The following is a 17814-nucleotide window of genomic DNA, read 5'->3' on the forward strand; positions in this document are numbered from 1 at the left end:
CGGACGATGCAACGGACTCGGCGGCGCGTCCGCTTTCTCACCAGCACATGACGGCATTCGGATATGAGATCTTATGGAAAAAATCGGCCAGTGACCGATCGAGCTAAATTAGATGAGCAACGATACAAGTCCGATGAAAACTAAAGAAGGAATTTGCGTAGTTCTTCTTGAAATATTGGCGCGCCGGGATCCTGTGGTAGCAGCATATGGTTTTTCCCAGGGAGTGCTACAAACCTCGCTCCGGGAATTTCCGCAGCTAAGTCGCGGCCAGAGGCGACCGGCACTCTGCGTTCATCGCGAACATGCATAACAAGCGTTGGCGCCTTCACGTGCTTGAGTAAAGGCCGAACATCAAAGTCGGACACCGTTTCGATATAGCGCACGGCGCACTCGGCTGAGGCGCTTAGACGTTGAAGCTCATTGAAGGCGTCTACTTGTTCCTTCGTGGCATCCGGCAACATCGAGGCGGTGAACAGTTGCCGGAAAGTCGGGTCATCTGCGCCCCACCCAAGTTTCATCAGCGTTTTCATTGCAGCAAACCGTTCTCGATCAGCGGCCGAGAAGTTAGGGTTTTTGTTCGCGCCAACGGCGAATCCACCGTAAAGAACTAGGTGCGAGACGCGTTCGGGATGCCGCGCTGCAAATGCGATCGAAACCGCGCAGCCCTGCGAAAACCCGAGCAGCGGAAACCTGTCGAGACCGGCCGCGTCGGCTACGCTCTCCATGTCCTTGACCCAGGCATCAAGGGAGAGCTCTCCGACATCCCAGTCAGACAGACCGTTGCCACGCGCATCGTACCTTACGAGGGTAAATGACGAAGCAAGTCCAAGTAGGAAATCGCGCTGGAGCGGAAAATCCCAGTCATATTCGAGATGGCCAAGCCAATGCGCCGATTTCAACAGACCAGGTCCTGTACCCACTTTAGCATAGGCTAACCGCACACCATCCGTGGCTCTGCAGTAGCGAATTTCCTGTTTGAGGTTGGCTGCCGACAGAACTCGCGTTGCGGGCGATCCTTCCTCGTTCAGGTCAATCGCATAGACTTCGATTGGCCGCGCGATGTTCTTTAGATTCTGCCGGCCTAACTCGCGCAAAGGGAAGTTAAGCTTGCCATCGATCTGGTCAAGGACTTGGCGAGAGATGCATATTCCACCGCGCATCGCGATGCCTTCAAGTCGGGCAGCTACGTTGACGCCATCCCCAAATATATCACCCTCGTCCTCAATGATGTCGCCGACGTTGATCCCAACCCGGAATTCAATACGCCGGGCCTGAGGTACGTTTGCGTTCCTGTCGACCATTCCGCGTTGAACTTCGACCGCACATTTCACAGCTTCGACGGCGCTTGAAAACTCCACCAACATGCCATCGCCGGTTGTCTTGATCAGGCGCCCTCGATGGGATTTGAGTTTGTGATCAACGAGCTCTCGGCGATGCGCTTTCAATCCAGCAAGCGTGCCTTCCTCATCTTCGCCCATCAGCCGTGAATAGCCGGCGACGTCAGCCGCCAAAATTGCCGCTAGCCGGCGCTCGACCTGAACGTCTACCACGGAAAATCCTCAGTAGGTCAGCGATCAAACAATTGTTCGAATGGTGAGGGCACCCGATTGCCCGTCAAAAACTTGCCTAGACTAGGCGCAGTTTGGGCAGGTCTGCAATGGTCCAAAATGGAACCGCTGCAATGTGGGCTTCGGCTTCCGCTAATTTGGAGGTCGGTCAAATCCCCTGCTGTCCCCAAACTGCCAGGCAGGCCCTTCGATTCGTAGATCGGCGCTCGGACAACTTGAGATCCGTCCCTGCGACCAAGTCGGTTACGACCCGAGCGACAAGCACTTCGCTACTAGCGGACCGACATGATGACGCGGCCCGCGGCCTTTGCTCCACATTCAGAGAGCAGCCGAGGCTCACCCTCATCGGTGGGGCTGTTGTTCTCCCTCTGGTGGATTGGCCGTCAGATATGACGTTGCCATCGTGAGCAAGTGCACCGCTGCGGTCCCCAGCTTTTGCAAATCTGTCTCCATGATGTAAGCCCCGGCGGCGCGACGATATGCAATGGCGACGGTGGCATAGGCATCCGTAATAAAACCGGCAGTACTATCGCCCACGTCGGCCCCACGCTCGTCCCGCGCTCTGACCACCTTGAGTGCAGCCGCGGCGGTCGACTCAGCGATCTGGGCATCTTCAGCTGTCGAGTCTGCGATCCCCGGATGACAAGCGGCTGATGCGCCTTCGACCGCTTCGTAGAAGCGCTGCTTTCGCACGGAGTCTGCGGCCAAGTAGGCCTTGAGAAAACGTCGTGCTCTTGCCTCAAGACAAATCCGGTCCTGGCGGATCTTCTTTCGCTGCCTGCTAGCCTTCAGAAACCCAAACACTAGACTCTCTTAGGTTTGAAGAGCTTGTCTATCCTGCCTGCGGGGAGAAGGCTGGCGTACACCCGGCCTTCGCGCATCTAACGTCATTACAAATTGCCAAGGCCGCCGTCCTTCCAAATAGCTGCCGGGGCGATGGGGTTGTAATGCTTCAAATCGCAGGATGCTGTCCTGTGTTCGTTTAAGTTCGGCCAGGAGTTTTTTGTTCCCCAGCTCCGAGGCCTGAAAGCCGCAATCTTTGCATCTCAACGGCCTTAATCGGCGCCTCGGTCAAATGCTACGCCCATTTACCCGCCTAAAAAGCGTCCGCTTGCGGGAAACGACTCCGACTTTAGATCCCAGTGGCTTTTTGTATTTATTTCTGAACTTTTGCGTGCGAACCAGGGAGACCGGTCTCCACAGCATCACCACAGACTTTTGACCACCCCCACCCTGTCAACCCGACTGTCAACCGTGTCAACCTTGTCAACCTAACTTTTCAGGTCCTTCGGCTAGCGTGGAGGCGCGGTGCGAATTACCCGCGGGCCGTCCAAGTGCCAGAGGGACCCATGAGAAAGGGCGGTTGGTCCGCTCCTAGGTTCTTAGCTGCCGCATGTACGGGATTGGCAATTAGGTCGGCAACTGACCCGTTTGAGACATCAGTCACCTCCCGCCGACCGCGGCTGACGCTATCCCCGAGCCCCCTTCAGTGCGATAATTTGAATTGGGACTAACGTTCTCCTGATCCGGGAGACAGCCATGCGGCGGCGGCAATTTGTTAAATTCATTGGCGGCTTGGCACTTGCGTGGCCGCTCAATGCCGGAGCACAGCCGGCGGGCAAGTTATACCGTATTGGTTATTTCAACGCGGGCGCCCCGGCTGCGCAGGGTGGCGTCGGGCTCGAACGAGCTTTCGTTGAAGCCCTCCGTGAGTTGGGCTGGATGGAAGGGACGAATATTGCCTTCGAGTACCGATTCGCAGAAGGTCATTCGGATCGGCTACCCGGCATGGCCACAGAGTTGGTGCACCTCAATGTCGATGTCATCGTTGCAAACGGAACATTGGCGTCACTCGCCGCCAAGCAAGCCACCTCGACGATCCCCATCGTCACGGCGCCTGCTGGCGATCCACTCGGGAGCGGGCTTGTTCCGAGTTTGGCGCACCCAGGCGCGGGAATGTCACAGGTTTGAGCCTAATGGCTCCGGATTTGGGCGGGAAGCGGTTGGAGCTACTCAAGGAGCTTCTGCCCGACGTCTCCAGAGCGGCCATCCTGTGGAATGCTGCCAATCCCTATGCGGCGGATGTGTTCAGAGAGACGGACCGTGCCGCCCGTACATTGCGAATTGCGCTGCAATCGCTTGAGGTGCGCAGTCCCGATGATTTTGATACAGCGTTCGAGGCTGCCAAAGTCCAACGTCCAGAGGGCCTGATTACGGTCGAAGACCCACTCACCGTTGGTTATCGAAAACAGATTGTCGACTTCGCAGCGAGAAATCGCTTGCCTGCCATCCACGGCGTTCGGGAATTTGTGGAGGCTGGAGGCCTCGTCGCTTATGGCGCGAGCCTATCCGATTTGTCCCGGCGCGCTGCGACCTACGTAGACAAGATCCTGAAGGGCACCCAGCCTGCGGATCTTCCAGTTCAACAGCCAACCAAGTTCGAGTTTATTGTCAATCTCAGCGCGGCCAAGGCGCTCGGGCTGACCATGCCGCCATCGCTGCTCGCCCGCGCCGACGAGGTGATTGAATGAGGGCGTAGTTTGCTGCGGTGCATGAGTTCGAAGTTGGCCCAACGCGGACCTCGGATAAGGGGCGCCAAACGCGCTGCTATCAGGGGCAGAGCGGACCTGAAGCGACCTATCGCAATTGGGAGTGCACTTCTCTGGTCGTCCTCTACGGCGTCTGATTCACTAACCAGCCTAGGACAACCCTCTCGCGTCGGTCTATTCACGCTTGGGACGCCGATCGAGGACGAACGCGGTGGATGCATCCACACTCTCAATCTTCACCTCTGCCAGCCCTATAGTTTGTGGCACGCTCTCTTGATGACAGTCGCCGCGAGTTACTCGAAGAGCATCTTCCTTTCTTCTTTCTTTGTTCTTCGTGGTGCTCGCCATTTTCACAGAATTGGACCCTCTCGGGCGATGCGCTGACGGCGCGCGTGAAATCCATGCTCGCCATTCCGCCGAGACAATTTCCACCAAATTGGTGAGGCTCTTGCGGCCTCGCATCGGACGCTCGATGACCTTGAGATGGAATAGCCGCCGGCCTTCATGCAAAGTGGTTTGAACGGTGGTTCGACAGACGCCCGCAAGAGCCGCAATCTTTCCTATCGGCAAGTCGCATACGCCGTGATGCTTGATCTCGCCCGCGATGATGCAGAGAACGGACCTCTGCCCCTCGGTGTAATAATGACGAAGGGTATCGGGCACGGCACTGGATCCACCGAGTCTCCGGCGCCTGTCTCGCGAAGCCTGGCGGTTAAGTGATCGAGGCCTTTGGCGCGCAACTAAGCGAGAGGCTTTTAGGGGCTTTGCGGTAGCCGCATGCGGAGTCCCCGGCGTCGTGGTTATCAACCCCTGCTCAAACGCCTCAGCGATGGGCTCATTCCATGGGCGAGCCTTCAGCCGCTCAAGGCTCCGCGCGAAATCGGGCGCACGTGGGACGTAGGAGCTCATCGCGTGCTGCCGCTCGTCGTACTCGCAACAGTGCTGCGACGAGCTTTAGAGCATCGTGAGGACCGATGCTGCGGACTCTTCGACGTTGGTGCACACAAGAGACAATCTAGTACGTGCAGGCGGTCTCGCCCCGCCACATGCATTGAGTTTCGATCAGTTCCAGGCATCAGCCGCTCTCCTCGAGGACAACGGCTTGCAGCTTGAGCTAGGTCGACGCTTCAGGCTTGCTGGCTACCTACTACTTTTCTTTCGAGGTTGACGTTTGACTACCCGTCCCAGGGCAGGGGTGAACACAGGTTCAAGCTCCTGTTTTTTCTTACTTAAATTGTGTTGTCGTTCGCGAAGTTTCGCGAACTCCGGGTCATCTGTAGAGAGGCCGCTGATTTTCATTTCGACAGCCCAGTATCCCTCCTCAGCCCTCTTGTATTGATGCAGCGCCGTTATCAGAGAACGGATCTTGTGGGATATCCTTGAATTGTTGTTCAATCTGCCTGGTCGCGAGACATATGATGCCCTCGTCGCCCTAGCCGATCGAAACGCAGAGCGGCGAGATCACCTTTTGACCCTCGCCGAGCGCCGAGCGGAACAGGACAGTGACTCTCCTCCATGGTCCCCAGCAGATGTTTATCGATTCGCTGGAGACGTTGAGCGCTCACTCCGGAACGAAGGAGAACTGTACGAGATCGCTTTGTCGCGACTTGACGACTTAAAACATGAGTATGAAGAGGGCGACGAGAGCGAGGCTTCATTGCTGATGAAGGTTGCTAATGAAGTTGAGCTTCGCAAGGTACTTGCCAACCGGCTCAAGCAGGCCTCGCGATCAAGCTATACAACGGGCTCCGAAGAGGAGTTGGCCGACGGAAGGCGCACTGACATCCGTATGCACCATCCCGCCGTTGACACCAGGATTCCTATTGAAATTAAGATTGCAGGACAGTGGCAGGCGTCTGAGCTGAAAGAGCGACTCAAGAACCAGCTTATCGGCCAGTACATGCGCGAGTCTCGCTACGGGATTTTCTTGTTAGTCAACCGTGGAGGGCCAAGGGATACCAGGCGTTGGCGCATCGATGGGCGCGTCCTCGGTCTTTCTGAGCTTGAAATCTGGCTCAGGAAGCAAGCCAAGGATTTTCAGCGGAAGAATTCACGCATAGCCGGGCTGGAAGTTCTAACTGTTGATTTGCTCAAGCTCGGATCGGTTGGACGTGCTGCGAAGCCCACTCTTGCCGCGAAAAAGAAGGCGGCCATCGCCCCAAAGTCCGCGACTGGAGGCCGTACTCGAAAGGACAAAAGGCGGGGACCGACTCGAAAAGTGGTAAAAAAGCGTGTCAAGCGCTGAGCTGCTTTGAGAGAATTCGTGCGGGCGGCCAGATTCGAGCGGAAAGTGCGCCTACGCACATTAAGGCGAGCCGCTACCTGCGTCCCGCCGGAATACAGAGCTTCCGAACCGCAAACTCCGAATCGATTAGCATACTCTTCGCTCTCATCGGTTGAGCGAGAGGGATTCGAACCGCCGCGCAGCCAAGCCTTTGATTTTCTGAGAAATGCCGTACTAGACCGATTTTGCGGGTTCAAAGATTCGGAGAAAATTCGGTTCTCCGGATGCATTCAGGCCCTTGTCGGAGGACCACCGGGAGTTCTCCGTGTGCGGGAATGCAGGAAAACGGCCGGGTTTCTGGCCTCTCTGCGGCTCCAAGTACGGGATCATTTTTGCCAGGTGGCGGAGAGAGTGGGATTCGAACCCACGGTACGGTTTCCCGCACACACGCTTTCCAAGCGTGCGCCTTAAGCCACTCGGCCATCTCTCCGGAGCGCCCTCTCTTGAAGGGGCGCCGACGATTTTGCAAGGGATCGCGGAGATATCGGGCGATTTTTCCGCAACTTATTGTATTTACAGCACAATATCCGGCTCCACGGGTAACTGGAGCGGCCGCGGGGCTGAACCGCGGGCGGCTCTGGCGCGACGATTCACGGCAAGCCGCCACACACGACCGGGGACGCCATGACCATCCGCAACACCATCGCCGCCCTTGGCCTGATTTCGACCCTCGGCTCCGCCCTTGCCGCGCCGGCCCTGGCACAGGTCTGCACCTGGCAGGGGGTCGACGTCAGCTGCGACGACGGCCGGCGCGGGGTGCTTTCGGGCGATGCCATCCTCTGGCCGGACGGAACGCGCTCCAGCTCGACGCCGCATCAGAGTGTGATCATCGGCAACAAGAGCTCGGTGCATGTCGGGACCGGCGTGTTTGTCGGTCAGGGCAAGGGCGTGGTGCCGCTGGACGATCCGAACGCGCCGAACAAGCGGCAATGCGCGATCCTGGACGGCGTGTCGTATTGCTATTGAGGGGTCGTTTTTCACCTCTGCCCGCTTGCGGGGAGAGGTCGGATTGCATCGTAGATGCAATCCGGGTGAGGGGGTACAGGTCTCTCGATAGATATCAGGTATGGAGAGAGCCCCTCACCCCAACTCTCTCCCCGTAAGAACGGGGAGAGGGAGATGAACTAGATCAACCGCACGCCTGAGATCGCCGACTTCAACCAGCGCAGCGCCTGCGGCGGCTGGGCCGCGAGCGGCGCCACGGCGGCCTTCTCGGTGCGGCACTTCTCGAGCTCGGCGACGAAATCGGCGGACCATTGCTGGATGGTGTGGCCGCGCAGCTTCTTCATCATCGCGTCCCAGCGCATCTTGCGCTCGGTGAGCGGCATGGATGCCGCGACCGCGACCGCGCGGGCCATGCCGTCGATATCGTGCGGATTGACCAGCAGCGCAGCGTCGAGCTCGTTGGCGGCGCCGGCGAACTTCGACAGCACCAGCACGCCGGGATCGGCGGGGTTTTGCGCGGCGACGTATTCCTTGGCGACGAGGTTCATGCCGTCGTGCAGCGGCGTCACCACACCGACCTGCGCGGTGCGGTAGAGACCGGCGAGCACGGCCTGGCTGAAGCCTTTGTTCAAATAGCGGATCGGCGTCCAGTCGACCTCGCCGTGGCGGCCGTTGACGTCGGTGACGAGGCGCGCGACCTCGTTCTGGAGATTGCCATAGGCCTCGATGCCGCCGCGCGAGGGATTGGCGATCTGGAGCAGCGAGATGCTGCGAGCAAATTGCGGCTGCTCGGTCCAGAGCCGGTCGAATGCGCTGATGCGGTTGACGAGACCCTTGGAATAGTCGAGCCGGTCGACGCCGATCGCGAGGCGCTCGCCGTTGAGGCTGCGGCGCAGGCGCGACACATCCGGATGCGAGGCCGACTTCGCCGCATAGGCGGCGAACTTCTCCGCATCGATGCCGATCGGGAACACTTCACAGCGCGTGCGCCCATGCTGCGAGACCACGACCCCGTCCTCGATGGTGAGGCCGAGCTCGCCGCCGACATAGCCGAGGAAGTTCTGCCGATCTTCCTCGGTCTGGAAGCCGAGCAGATCATAGGCCAGCATCGCGGTGATCAGCTCGCGATGGTTGGGCACGCCCTGCATCACAGCAGTGACGGGCCACGGCGTATGCAGGAAGAAGCCGATGGGATCATCGACGCCGAGCTCGCGCAGTTCGGCACCGAGCGCGAGGAAATGATAGTCCTGAACCCAGAACGCAGTCCGGGCTTTGCGGAAACGCATCAAGGCGCGCGCCATGAAGGCGTTGACCTCGCGATAGCTGACATAGTCCTCGCGCGAGACGCGGATCAGGTCGCTGCGCGAATGCAGCGCCGGCCACAGCGCCGAATTGGCAAAGCCTTCGTAGTATCCGCCGTAATGGGCCGCCGGCAGATCCAGCGTCGCAATCGCGCCTGTCCCGAGCGCCTCGATCTCGGCGAACGGCTCCTTCTGATGGCCATCACGCACCCGGCCGGAGGAACCGACCCAGATCGCACCAGAATGTTCCACCACGGGAAGCAATGCCGCCGCAAGGCCGCCCGTCATCGGTTCGTTGGGTTTGCCGCGGGCGACGCGATTTGAAACGACGATCAAGTTCACAGGTCGTCCCCTCCTGTTCATTCCGCCCCATTTAACTGCCGTTCATCAATATGGTTCCTCATCATCGTTTCAACCAATTGAAACCAAAATCGGGCGTGCGCGTTGGAACTGGTTTCGCTGGCGGAACCCAGTCATTTCGTTGCAAAGACAGCGATTCCGGTCCGGTTGCGCAGCATGCATCGCAGCGCGCAATGGCGCTGCGATGGGAGCCTTTGTGTCTGCGAGATGACGCTGCCTTGGTTTCACCTGGGATCGAGCAGGTGCGCAAGGAACGCACGCACATCCGCCGGCGAATCGAAATGGCCATTCACGCCCATGGCGCGGCGGCCGACCGAGAACGCCAGCCCGTCCATGTCGGGCATGATGGCGAACACGGTCTCATCGGTGACGTCGTCACCGATGAACAGCGGACGACGTCCTTTGAACGGCGCGCGCTTCATCAACTCGCGCACGCCGCTCGCCTTGGTGAATCCGGAATGCTTGATCTCGCAGACGAACTTGCCCGGCAGCACCTCGATCGGCGCATTGGGCAGATCGGCGCGGATCAGCGAGACGGATTCGTAGATCGCCTTCTCCGCATGCGGCGCCAGGCGGTAATGCAGCGCGAGCGAATAGCCCTTGTCCTCGAGCAGGATTCCGGGGCTGAGCTTGGCGATGGCGGCGAGGCGCCGCTTCAGCTCCTTGTCGAGCGGCGGCGCGTGCAGGGCATCCGCTTCACTGTCCACCGCCAGCCGCATCTCCGCGCCATGGCCGGCGACGGCGCGGAACACGTCGGGCGCGAAGATCAGGTCGATGTCGTTGAGCGAGCGGCCGCTGACAAGCGCCAGCGCCCCAGAGGTGCGCTCGGTCAAAGCTTTCAGCGTTTCCGACAGGCCCGGCGGCACCCACACCTCCCGCGGCGTCGGCATCAGCTCAAGCAGCGTGCCATCGATGTCGAGCAGAATGGCGATTTCATCGAGATGCGGCACCAACGCATGCGGCACCGGCACCGTTTCCGGCGTCTCGTCGTCATCTGGTATGGTGAGCTTCTGGTCCAACGCCATTTCCGCAAGTTCCGATTTCATCAGTCTACTCCATAAAGGCGAGCGGCCGCGCGATGTGTTCGAGCGATTTGCGCTCGGCGGCGACGGCATAGCGCCACGCCACGATCGCAGCCGCGATCATCAGGACGGCCCCCAGCAGATAGCCGGCGAACACGCTGGTGCGCGATCCCGTGTCGATCAGCGCGCCGAACAGCGCCGGCCCTATCACGCCGCCGATGCCGGTGCCGACCGCATAGAACACCGCGATCGCCAGCGCGCGAACCTCGAGGGGAAAGGTCTCGCTGACGGTGAGATAGGCCGCGCTCGCGGCGGGCGATGCGAAGAAGAAGATCACCATCCAGGCGATGGTCTGCCCCTGCGCGCTCAGCACGCCGATCGAGAACAGATAGCCAGAAAGCGCCAGCAACAGGCCCGACGCGGCGTAGGTGAACGTGATCATGGTGCGGCGTCCCAGCGTATCGAACAGGCGGCCGAGCAGCAGCGGCCCGAGGAAATTGCCGGCCGCGAACGGCAGCAAGTACCAGCCGACGTGGTCGGCCTTGATGCCGTAGAAATCGGTCAGCACCAGCGCGAAGGTGAAGAAGATGGCGTTGTAGAAGAACGCCTGTGCGCTCATCAGCACGAGGCCGACCAATGCGCGCTGGCGATAGACCGAAAACAAGGTGTGGACCACCTCGGCGATCGGCGTGTGATCGCGCATCTTCAGGCGGATCCTGGTGAAGCGTCCGTCGCTCGTATCCTGGTCGTGCCCGATCACCGACCGCTCGATCCCGTCGACGATGGCATGGGCCTCGTCGGGACGGCCATGAATCATCAGCCAGCGCGGACTTTCCGGGATCCACATCCGCATCAAGAGCACGCCGAGGCCGAGGGCGGCGCCGATCAAATAGGCCAGGCGCCAGCCGTGATCGGGAGCGAATACTGCGGGATCGAGCAGCACGATGGCGGCGACCGCGCCCATCGCAGCCCCGATCCAGAAGCTGCCGTTGATCACGAGATCGGTCCAACCGCGATAGCGTGCGGGCACCAGCTCCTGGATCGTCGAGTTGATCGCTGTGTACTCGCCGCCGATGCCGGCGCCGGTGAGAAAGCGGAACAGCGCGTAGCTCGCGACATCCCACGACAGCGCGGTTGCGGCCGTTGCCGAGAGGTAGAGCGCCAGCGTGATGAAGAACAGCTTCTTGCGGCCGATACGGTCGGTCAGCCAGCCGAAGCCGAGCGCACCGAGCACGGCGCCCGCGAGGTAGGCGGAGTTGGCGATGCCGAGATCGAGATTGGAGAACTGCATCGATGGGCTTTGCTTCAGCGCACCGGAGAGCGCACCCGCAAGCGTCACCTCGAGGCCGTCGAGAATCCAGGTGATGCCCAGCGCGAGCACGACGCGGGTGTGAAAACCGCTCCACGGCAGCGCATCGAGCCGCGAGGGAATGCTGGTCTCGACGATGCGGTCGGTCACGGCCGCCGCCGGGACTACGGGTGCATAGTTCAGCGCTGGGCTCTGCTGCAGTTCCATCGGATTGTTGCGTCTGATCAATGGAAGCGGCCCCGGCTCACATGACGTGGACGGGGTCGATCCGATCATCGGGGTGCGGCATTCTGCCTGCCACCTGCGACAACGTTTGCGAGGGGGCCGGGTTCCCGGTGGAACGCCAGCGAGCACCGCTCGTTTCCGCTGGACCCGCAAGGAGTTGGCGCATGGCTCAGGTCAGAAAGACGACACATTCTCGAAACAGCAGCCCGCGCAAGACGGCACGCAAGGCAAACACCCGGCGGAGCGGGACCGCGCACAAGAGCACCAAACGCGCCACAAGGCGCTGGTCGCAGCGCGTGACGGAGGAGAGCGATGCGCTCGACCTCAAGCAAGGGGTGTTCAAGCTGACCAGCGCGAAGAGGATTGCGGCCTCGCTGAAGCGCTCGGCCGAGCACAGCTCGCGACGCAAGACTGGCGCCTATCGCTCGGCGCTGTCGATGCTGACCTTCTACATCAACCGCGCCGGCAAGACGCTGCCCAAGACGCAGCGCACGCGACTGGAGCGCGCGAAGGTCGAGCTGAAGCGGGCGTTCGGAAGGGAATGAACTCACTCCGCTGTCGTTCCGGACAGCGGAGTGTAAGGCGATAGCGCGGCCCTTCGGGGCCGCGAGCTACAGGAGCAGCGAACCTACGCCGCGCGGATATTCGCCATGAAGCGGTCGAGCTCGGCGCGAAGGCGGGTGCTTTCGCTCGACAGCGTCTTGGCCGAGTTCAGCACCTCTTCGGAGGCCGAGCCGGTCTCGGCGGCGCCGCGGTTGACCTCGCCGATATCGGTGGCCGCGGTCTGGGTGCCCTGGGCGACGGTCTGGACGCTGCGGGCGATCTCCTGGGTGGCGGCGCCCTGCTGCTCCACCGCGCTCGCGATCGAGGTCGAGATCGACGAGATCTGGCCGATCGTCGCGCCGATCTCCTTGATCGCGGCAACCGATTCGGCGGTGGCGCCCTGCATGCCTGTGATGTGCGAGGAGATCTCGTCGGTCGCCTTCGCGGTCTGGCTCGCCAGCGACTTCACCTCGCTCGCAACCACCGCGAAGCCGCGGCCGGCTTCACCCGCGCGGGCGGCCTCGATGGTGGCGTTCAGCGCGAGCAGATTGGTCTGCTCGGCGATGGCGGTGATCAGCTTGACCACCTCGCCGATCTGCTGGGCGGCATGCGAGAGCTTGCCGATGCGGCCGTCGGTCTCCTTGGCCTGCATCACGGCAGCCTCTGCGATGCGGCTGGAATCGCGCACCTGGCGGCCGATCTCCTCGACCGAGGCCGACAGCTCTTCGGTCGCGGTCGCGACCGACTGCATGTTGGAGGAGGCCTGCTCGGAGACGCCGGCGACCTGGCTCGACAGGCTCTGCGTGGTCTCGGCGGTGCGGGTCAGCGTCGAGGCGGCCGATTCCAGCTGCACGGCCGAGGCCGAGACGTTGGAGACGATGGCACCCACCGCGTTCTCGAAATCGTCAGCAAAGCGGATCAGCTCGGCGCGGCGGCTTGCGGCCTGCTCGCGGTTCTGCACTTCGCTGGCGGCGGCATCGCGCTCGGCCTTTGCAACGGCCTGGATCTTGAACTCCTCGACCGCGCTGGCCATCTCGCCGATCTCGTCCTTGCGGCCAAGACCCGGCAGCACGACGTCGAAATTGCCCGAGGCCAGCTCCCGCATCGCCTTGCACATCGCGATCATCGGCCGCGAGATGCCGTTGCCGAGCCACAAGGCCAGCACGATGCCGATGGCCAGCCCGCCGAGCGCCATCATCAGCATCAGCTGCTGGGTCTCTACGATCGTCGCATTGGCGCTCGCCTCGATGCGTTGCTGGTCCGCGGTGAGATCCGAACGCAGCTCAGCCGAGAGCTTGAGGATGGTCGCCGCCGTCTTGGTCATCTCGCCGTTCAGCTTGACGATGACCTTCACGTTCTCGGTCAGCTTTGCGAACGAGGTGCGGTACTGCTTCAAGAGATCGCTGATCTCCTTGACGCGATCGGTGATCTTCTGGTCGTTCGCGTAGACGGAGACCAGCAGCGTCTCGAGGAACTTGATGCGGGCGATCACGCCGTCGGCGGTCTTCGGCTCCGGCTTGGCGACGAAGGCGCTGACCGAGGTCGAGACCGCCAGATATTGCGAGGTGATGTCCTTGGCCGTCGTCTGCACCGAGTTGAGGCCCGCCAGGGCCGCGGTGTCGGCGAGATCGTCGAATTTGAAGCGGATCTTGTTGCCGACACTGTTGAGCTCGTCGGCCGCGATCTTGTTGTTCTCGCGCGTCAGCGTGATGATCTCGCTGAAGACTTTCGTAAAGCTCTGGAACTCGGCCTCGAGCTTGCCGACCTGCTCGCGGCGAGCCGCGCCCGTGGTGGCGGCCATCGACTTGGCGATCGCGCTCTTCAGATTTCCTTCAGCGGCCTTGGCTGCGGTCTCGTCATCGGCCGCGCCGGTCAGGGTATAGGCCCGTGCCAGCCCCTGATAGGCGATCAGCTCGCGATCGACCGTCCGCGCCATATCGGCTTCCGCTACGCTGGTGCGGTAGGAGGCCACAGCGCCTGCGATCCGCTCGAAGCCGAAATAGGCGAACGCCATGCTGACGGCGAGGATGGCGAGCACCGCCACGAAGCCGAGGATGATTTTTGCGCGAAAACGCAGCGTTGGCAGCTTCGATTGGCGCGACTTCGATTGGCTCGATTTGGACGTGACCGACATTCCCCCACCCCATTCCATTCGCGGAAAACCAGGCGCAGCCGGGAAGCAGCCCGCTTCCCGACTCGTGTGCACGGTAACCGGCAAAGGATAAGCTGCGGTAAACTTGTGGCGCCGCAACTGGCGGTTAGGTGACGTAGGGATTTGTTAAGGTGCGCTCTACTACGCCGCGCGGATATTCGCCATGAAGCGGTCGAGCTCGGCGCGAAGGCGGGTGCTTTCGCTCGACAGCGTCTTGGCCGAGTTCAGCACCTCTTCGGAGGCCGAGCCGGTCTCGGCGGCGCCGCGGTTGACCTCGCCGATATCGGTGGCCGCGGTCTGGGTGCCCTGGGCGACGGTCTGGACGCTGCGGGCGATCTCCTGGGTGGCGGCGCCCTGCTGCTCCACCGCGCTCGCGATCGAGGTCGAGATCGACGAGATCTGGCCGATCGTCGCGCCGATCTCCTTGATCGCGGCAACCGATTCGGCGGTGGCGCCCTGCATGCCTGTGATGTGCGAGGAGATCTCGTCGGTCGCCTTCGCGGTCTGGCTCGCCAGCGACTTCACCTCGCTCGCAACCACCGCGAAGCCGCGGCCGGCTTCACCCGCGCGGGCGGCCTCGATGGTGGCGTTCAGCGCGAGCAGATTGGTCTGCTCGGCGATGGCGGTGATCAGCTTGACCACCTCGCCGATCTGCTGGGCGGCATGCGAGAGCTTGCCGATGCGGCCGTCGGTCTCCTTGGCCTGCATCACGGCAGCCTCTGCGATGCGGCTGGAATCGCGCACCTGGCGGCCGATCTCCTCGACCGAGGCCGACAGCTCTTCGGTCGCGGTCGCGACCGACTGCATGTTGGAGGAGGCCTGCTCGGAGACGCCGGCGACCTGGCTCGACAGGCTCTGCGTGGTCTCGGCGGTGCGGGTCAGCGTCGAGGCGGCCGATTCCAGCTGCACGGCCGAGGCCGAGACGTTGGAGACGATGGCACCCACCGCGTTCTCGAAATCGTCAGCAAAGCGGATCAGCTCGGCGCGGCGGCTTGCGGCCTGCTCGCGGTTCTGCACTTCGCTGGCGGCGGCATCGCGCTCGGCCTTTGCAACGGCCTGGATCTTGAACTCCTCGACCGCGCTGGCCATCTCGCCGATCTCGTCCTTGCGGCCAAGACCCGGCAGCACGACGTCGAAATTGCCCGAGGCCAGCTCCCGCATCGCCTTGCACATCGCGATCATCGGCCGCGAGATGCCGGTGCCGAGCAGGAAGGCGAGGACCGCGCCTAGCAGCGTGCCGCCGACGGCCAGCATCAGCACCAGCTGCTCGGTCTGCCCGATGGTCGCCGCCGACTCCGAATCCAGCCGCTGCTGCTCGGCGACGAGGTCCGCCTTCATGGCGGTGGCGCCTTGCTGGATTGCGCCGGCCGAGCCGCCCATCTCCGTGACGAGGTCATCGACCAGCTTGGCGTTGGCGATCAACTTCTCCAGCGCCTCGCGATAGGCGCCGAGGATGGACTTGGCCTCCTTCAGGCCGGCGACAATCTTGTCGTCCATGGAATAGACCGCGCCCAGCGAGTTCTCGACGAATTTCAGCCGCGCCAGGGCGCTGTTCGCGATCGCCTGATCGGACGTCAGCACGAACTGGGTGGCTGCAGCGCTTGCGGTCTGGAATTGGGCGTTGACCTGCTTGGTGCCGAACTCGATCGCCTGCGCTTCGGCGTCGGAGGCGTTGTTGCCGATGTCGTCGAGCTTGTACTTCAGAAGATTGGCTTGGCGCTGGAGCTGGTTCTGCACCAGCAGCGCGCTGTCGCGCTTGGCCTGGAGCACCTTGCCGAACGTGGCGGAGAAGTTGGAAAACTCCTTGGCGAGCTTGCCGAGGCTTTCCTGCCGCGGCGGCTGCTTGGCGCTCTTGACGGCCTGGTCGATGGCATTCTTCAGGCTGGCCTCGGCATCGAGCCCCGCCTTGGCGTCATCTTCCTTGCCGGTGACGACGAAATATCTGACGGCCGAACGATAGGCGAGCAGCTCGCGATCGATGTTACGCGCGAGATCGGCCTCCGTCACGCTGCTGCGGTAGGATCCGACCCCGGCGGCGACCCGCTCGAAGCCGAAATAGGAAAACGCCATGCTGCCGGCGGAGATCACCAGCACGGCGGCGAAGCCGAGGATGATCTTTGCGCGGAACTTGAAGGTCGGAAATAGTGCACGCTTCGACGGCGACGCGGTACGCCCGGACATTCCCAACCCCCAGCTCATGTGATTCTGCGGTCCGGAAGCAGCCCTTTCCGAACGTTGCGGAAAATTAGGGCAGAATCCTCAAGGGGTGGTAAATCCGTCCGGGCTTGCGGGGAGCGGCTGCCGTGTTGCGGCTCACCGGAAAACGCCCTACTCTCGATAATTATCAGGCACTTGGCATCAGACCGAGCCTTCAGGGAGAAACGGAGTGGGGCAAACCGATTTTCGGTTTGGCGGTGCGTCTGGCGTTGCCGTGGCCAAGTCGAAGGCCGCGAGCGTCGATGACGCCGTGGCCGAGCTGGCCGCCCAGCTCCCGTCCGACGGGCTGGCGCTGATCCTGGTGTTCGTCTCCCCCAGCTACGACCCCGATCGCTTCATCGCCGAGATCAGCCGCCAATTCGACGACACCCAACTCTGCGGCTGTACCACCGCGGGCGAGCTTGCTCCTGACGGCTGGGACGAGAACAGCGTCGTGGCGCTGGCGTTCAGCCGCGCCGACTTCTCCGCGGTGGTGCGGCCCATCTTCAACCTCGACAGCTTCCGCGTCGAGGACGGCCGCAGGATCGGGGGCGAGCTCCGGCACGAGCTGTTGCGGGCCACGCCGCAGGTCGAGCGCGGCAGTCCCTTCGGCCTGGTCCTGATCGATGGCCTCTGCCGCCGCGAAGAAGCGGTGATGTCCGCGATCTATGCATCGCTGGACGATATTCCGGTCGTCGGCGGATCGGCGGGCGACGGGCTGCGCTTCGAGAAGACGTTCGTGTTCTTCGACGGCAAGGCACACAGCAATGCCGCCCTCTTGATCCTGCTGAACACCTCGTTGCCGTTCCGCGTCTTCAAGTGCGACAATTTCGAGCCGCAGGCGCAGAAGATGGTGGTGACCGAGGCCGACATCGAAAACCGCATGGTCCGGGAGCTGAACGCAGAGCCGGCTGCGCAGGAATATTCGCGCGTGGTCGGCATCATGGACGCCAAGCTCGATCCGTTCTCGTTCGCCTCGCATCCGGTCCTGGTGCGCGTCGGCGGCGCCTATTACGCACGCTCGATCCAGCGCGTCGAGCCGGACGGCTCCTTGCATTTCTTCTGCGCCATCGACGAGGGCATGGTGCTGACCGCTGCGACCTCGCGAAGCCTGGTCGGCGCGGCCCGCGAGACGTTCGCCGACATCCGCGACCAGATCGGAGAGGTCTCGCTCTATATCGGCTTCGAATGCCTGCTCCGCCGGCTCGATGCCGAGCAGCATCAGCTCGCCCGCGACATGTCAGAACTGTACCGGCAGAACCGCGTGGTCGGCTTTCACACTTACGGCGAGCAGTTCGGCTCCATGCATGTGAACCAGACCTTCACGGGAGTTGCGATCGGAAGGCGCCCGTCGTGACGG

The 17814-nt window shown here is 62.0% G+C and carries 14 protein-coding genes and 1 tRNA gene; 6 read left to right on the top strand and 9 right to left on the bottom strand.

Translation table 11 applies throughout. The annotated features are described in order from the left end of the window. Nucleotides 1–140 precede the first annotated feature (140 nt). Both ACVWYQ_RS21410 and ACVWYQ_RS21415 read right to left on the bottom strand, forming a co-directional pair. Nucleotides 141–1550 carry an alpha/beta fold hydrolase gene (locus ACVWYQ_RS21410; RefSeq protein WP_245481488.1) on the bottom strand — a complete coding sequence of 470 codons (1410 nt, stop codon included), beginning with the start codon at nt 1548–1550 and terminating at the stop codon, nt 141–143. Nucleotides 1551–1910: 360 nt separating this feature from the next. Then, the gene (locus ACVWYQ_RS21415) at nt 1911–2372 is read right to left on the bottom strand and encodes a hypothetical protein (RefSeq protein WP_456726354.1); all 462 of its coding nucleotides are present in this window, start codon (nt 2370–2372) and stop codon (nt 1911–1913) included. Nucleotides 2373–3107: 735 nt separating this feature from the next. Here ACVWYQ_RS21415 and ACVWYQ_RS21420 point away from each other — a divergent pair. Beyond that, the gene (locus ACVWYQ_RS21420) at nt 3108–3539 is read left to right on the top strand and encodes an ABC transporter substrate binding protein (protein ID WP_456726355.1); all 432 of its coding nucleotides are present in this window, start codon (nt 3108–3110) and stop codon (nt 3537–3539) included. Between the two features lie 32 nt (nt 3540–3571). Continuing rightward, on the top strand, nt 3572–4099 hold the full coding sequence (locus tag ACVWYQ_RS21425; RefSeq protein ID WP_456726356.1) for an ABC transporter substrate-binding protein: 528 nt from the start codon (nt 3572–3574) through the stop codon (nt 4097–4099). A 192-nt stretch (nt 4100–4291) separates the two neighbouring features. Here ACVWYQ_RS21425 and ACVWYQ_RS21430 read toward each other — a convergent pair whose 3' ends face one another. After that, nucleotides 4292–4780: a hypothetical protein gene (locus ACVWYQ_RS21430; protein WP_456726357.1), complete on the bottom strand. Its 489-nt coding sequence runs from the start codon at nt 4778–4780 to the stop codon at nt 4292–4294. A gap of 703 nt (nt 4781–5483) precedes the next feature. On the opposite strand from ACVWYQ_RS21430, the gene ACVWYQ_RS21435 reads away from it, so the two are divergent. Further along, a complete protein-coding gene (locus ACVWYQ_RS21435; RefSeq protein WP_456726358.1) occupies nt 5484–6362 on the top strand; it encodes a hypothetical protein in 879 nt (292 codons plus the stop codon). A 379-nt stretch (nt 6363–6741) separates the two neighbouring features. On the opposite strand, the gene ACVWYQ_RS21440 is transcribed toward ACVWYQ_RS21435, so the two are convergent. Beyond that, nucleotides 6742–6831, bottom strand: a tRNA-Ser gene (locus ACVWYQ_RS21440). Between the two features lie 194 nt (nt 6832–7025). Between ACVWYQ_RS21440 and ACVWYQ_RS21445 the strand changes: the two genes are divergently transcribed. Continuing rightward, nucleotides 7026–7367 carry a hypothetical protein gene (locus ACVWYQ_RS21445; protein WP_271539764.1) on the top strand — a complete coding sequence of 114 codons (342 nt, stop codon included), beginning with the start codon at nt 7026–7028 and terminating at the stop codon, nt 7365–7367. Between the two features lie 158 nt (nt 7368–7525). Here ACVWYQ_RS21445 and ACVWYQ_RS21450 read toward each other — a convergent pair whose 3' ends face one another. The 3 genes from ACVWYQ_RS21450 to ACVWYQ_RS21460 form a co-directional block, all read right to left on the bottom strand. Continuing rightward, nucleotides 7526–8989 carry a trehalose-6-phosphate synthase gene (locus tag ACVWYQ_RS21450; protein ID WP_271539765.1) on the bottom strand — a complete coding sequence of 488 codons (1464 nt, stop codon included), beginning with the start codon at nt 8987–8989 and terminating at the stop codon, nt 7526–7528. Nucleotides 8990–9231: 242 nt separating this feature from the next. After that, nucleotides 9232–10053 (bottom strand): trehalose-phosphatase, encoded by an 822-nt coding sequence (otsB, locus tag ACVWYQ_RS21455; protein WP_404544609.1) that lies wholly within the window; start codon nt 10051–10053, stop codon nt 9232–9234. Between the two features lie 4 nt (nt 10054–10057). Then, nucleotides 10058–11545 carry an MFS transporter gene (locus tag ACVWYQ_RS21460; protein WP_404544611.1) on the bottom strand — a complete coding sequence of 496 codons (1488 nt, stop codon included), beginning with the start codon at nt 11543–11545 and terminating at the stop codon, nt 10058–10060. A 182-nt stretch (nt 11546–11727) separates the two neighbouring features. On the opposite strand from ACVWYQ_RS21460, the gene ACVWYQ_RS21465 reads away from it, so the two are divergent. Continuing rightward, complete coding sequence (locus ACVWYQ_RS21465; RefSeq protein ID WP_128265462.1) at nt 11728–12108, top strand: DUF3175 domain-containing protein; 381 nt, start codon at nt 11728–11730, stop codon at nt 12106–12108. Between the two features lie 83 nt (nt 12109–12191). On the opposite strand, the gene ACVWYQ_RS21470 is transcribed toward ACVWYQ_RS21465, so the two are convergent. Beyond that, a complete protein-coding gene (locus ACVWYQ_RS21470; RefSeq protein ID WP_404544613.1) occupies nt 12192–14240 on the bottom strand; it encodes a methyl-accepting chemotaxis protein in 2049 nt (682 codons plus the stop codon). A 159-nt stretch (nt 14241–14399) separates the two neighbouring features. Next, a complete protein-coding gene (locus ACVWYQ_RS21475; RefSeq protein ID WP_456726359.1) occupies nt 14400–16439 on the bottom strand; it encodes a methyl-accepting chemotaxis protein in 2040 nt (679 codons plus the stop codon). Between the two features lie 205 nt (nt 16440–16644). Between ACVWYQ_RS21475 and ACVWYQ_RS21480 the strand changes: the two genes are divergently transcribed. After that, complete coding sequence (locus ACVWYQ_RS21480) at nt 16645–17811, top strand: FIST N-terminal domain-containing protein (protein ID WP_404544618.1); 1167 nt, start codon at nt 16645–16647, stop codon at nt 17809–17811. Nucleotides 17812–17814 lie beyond the last annotated feature (3 nt).

Source organism: Bradyrhizobium sp. USDA 3397 (assembly GCF_054060965.1).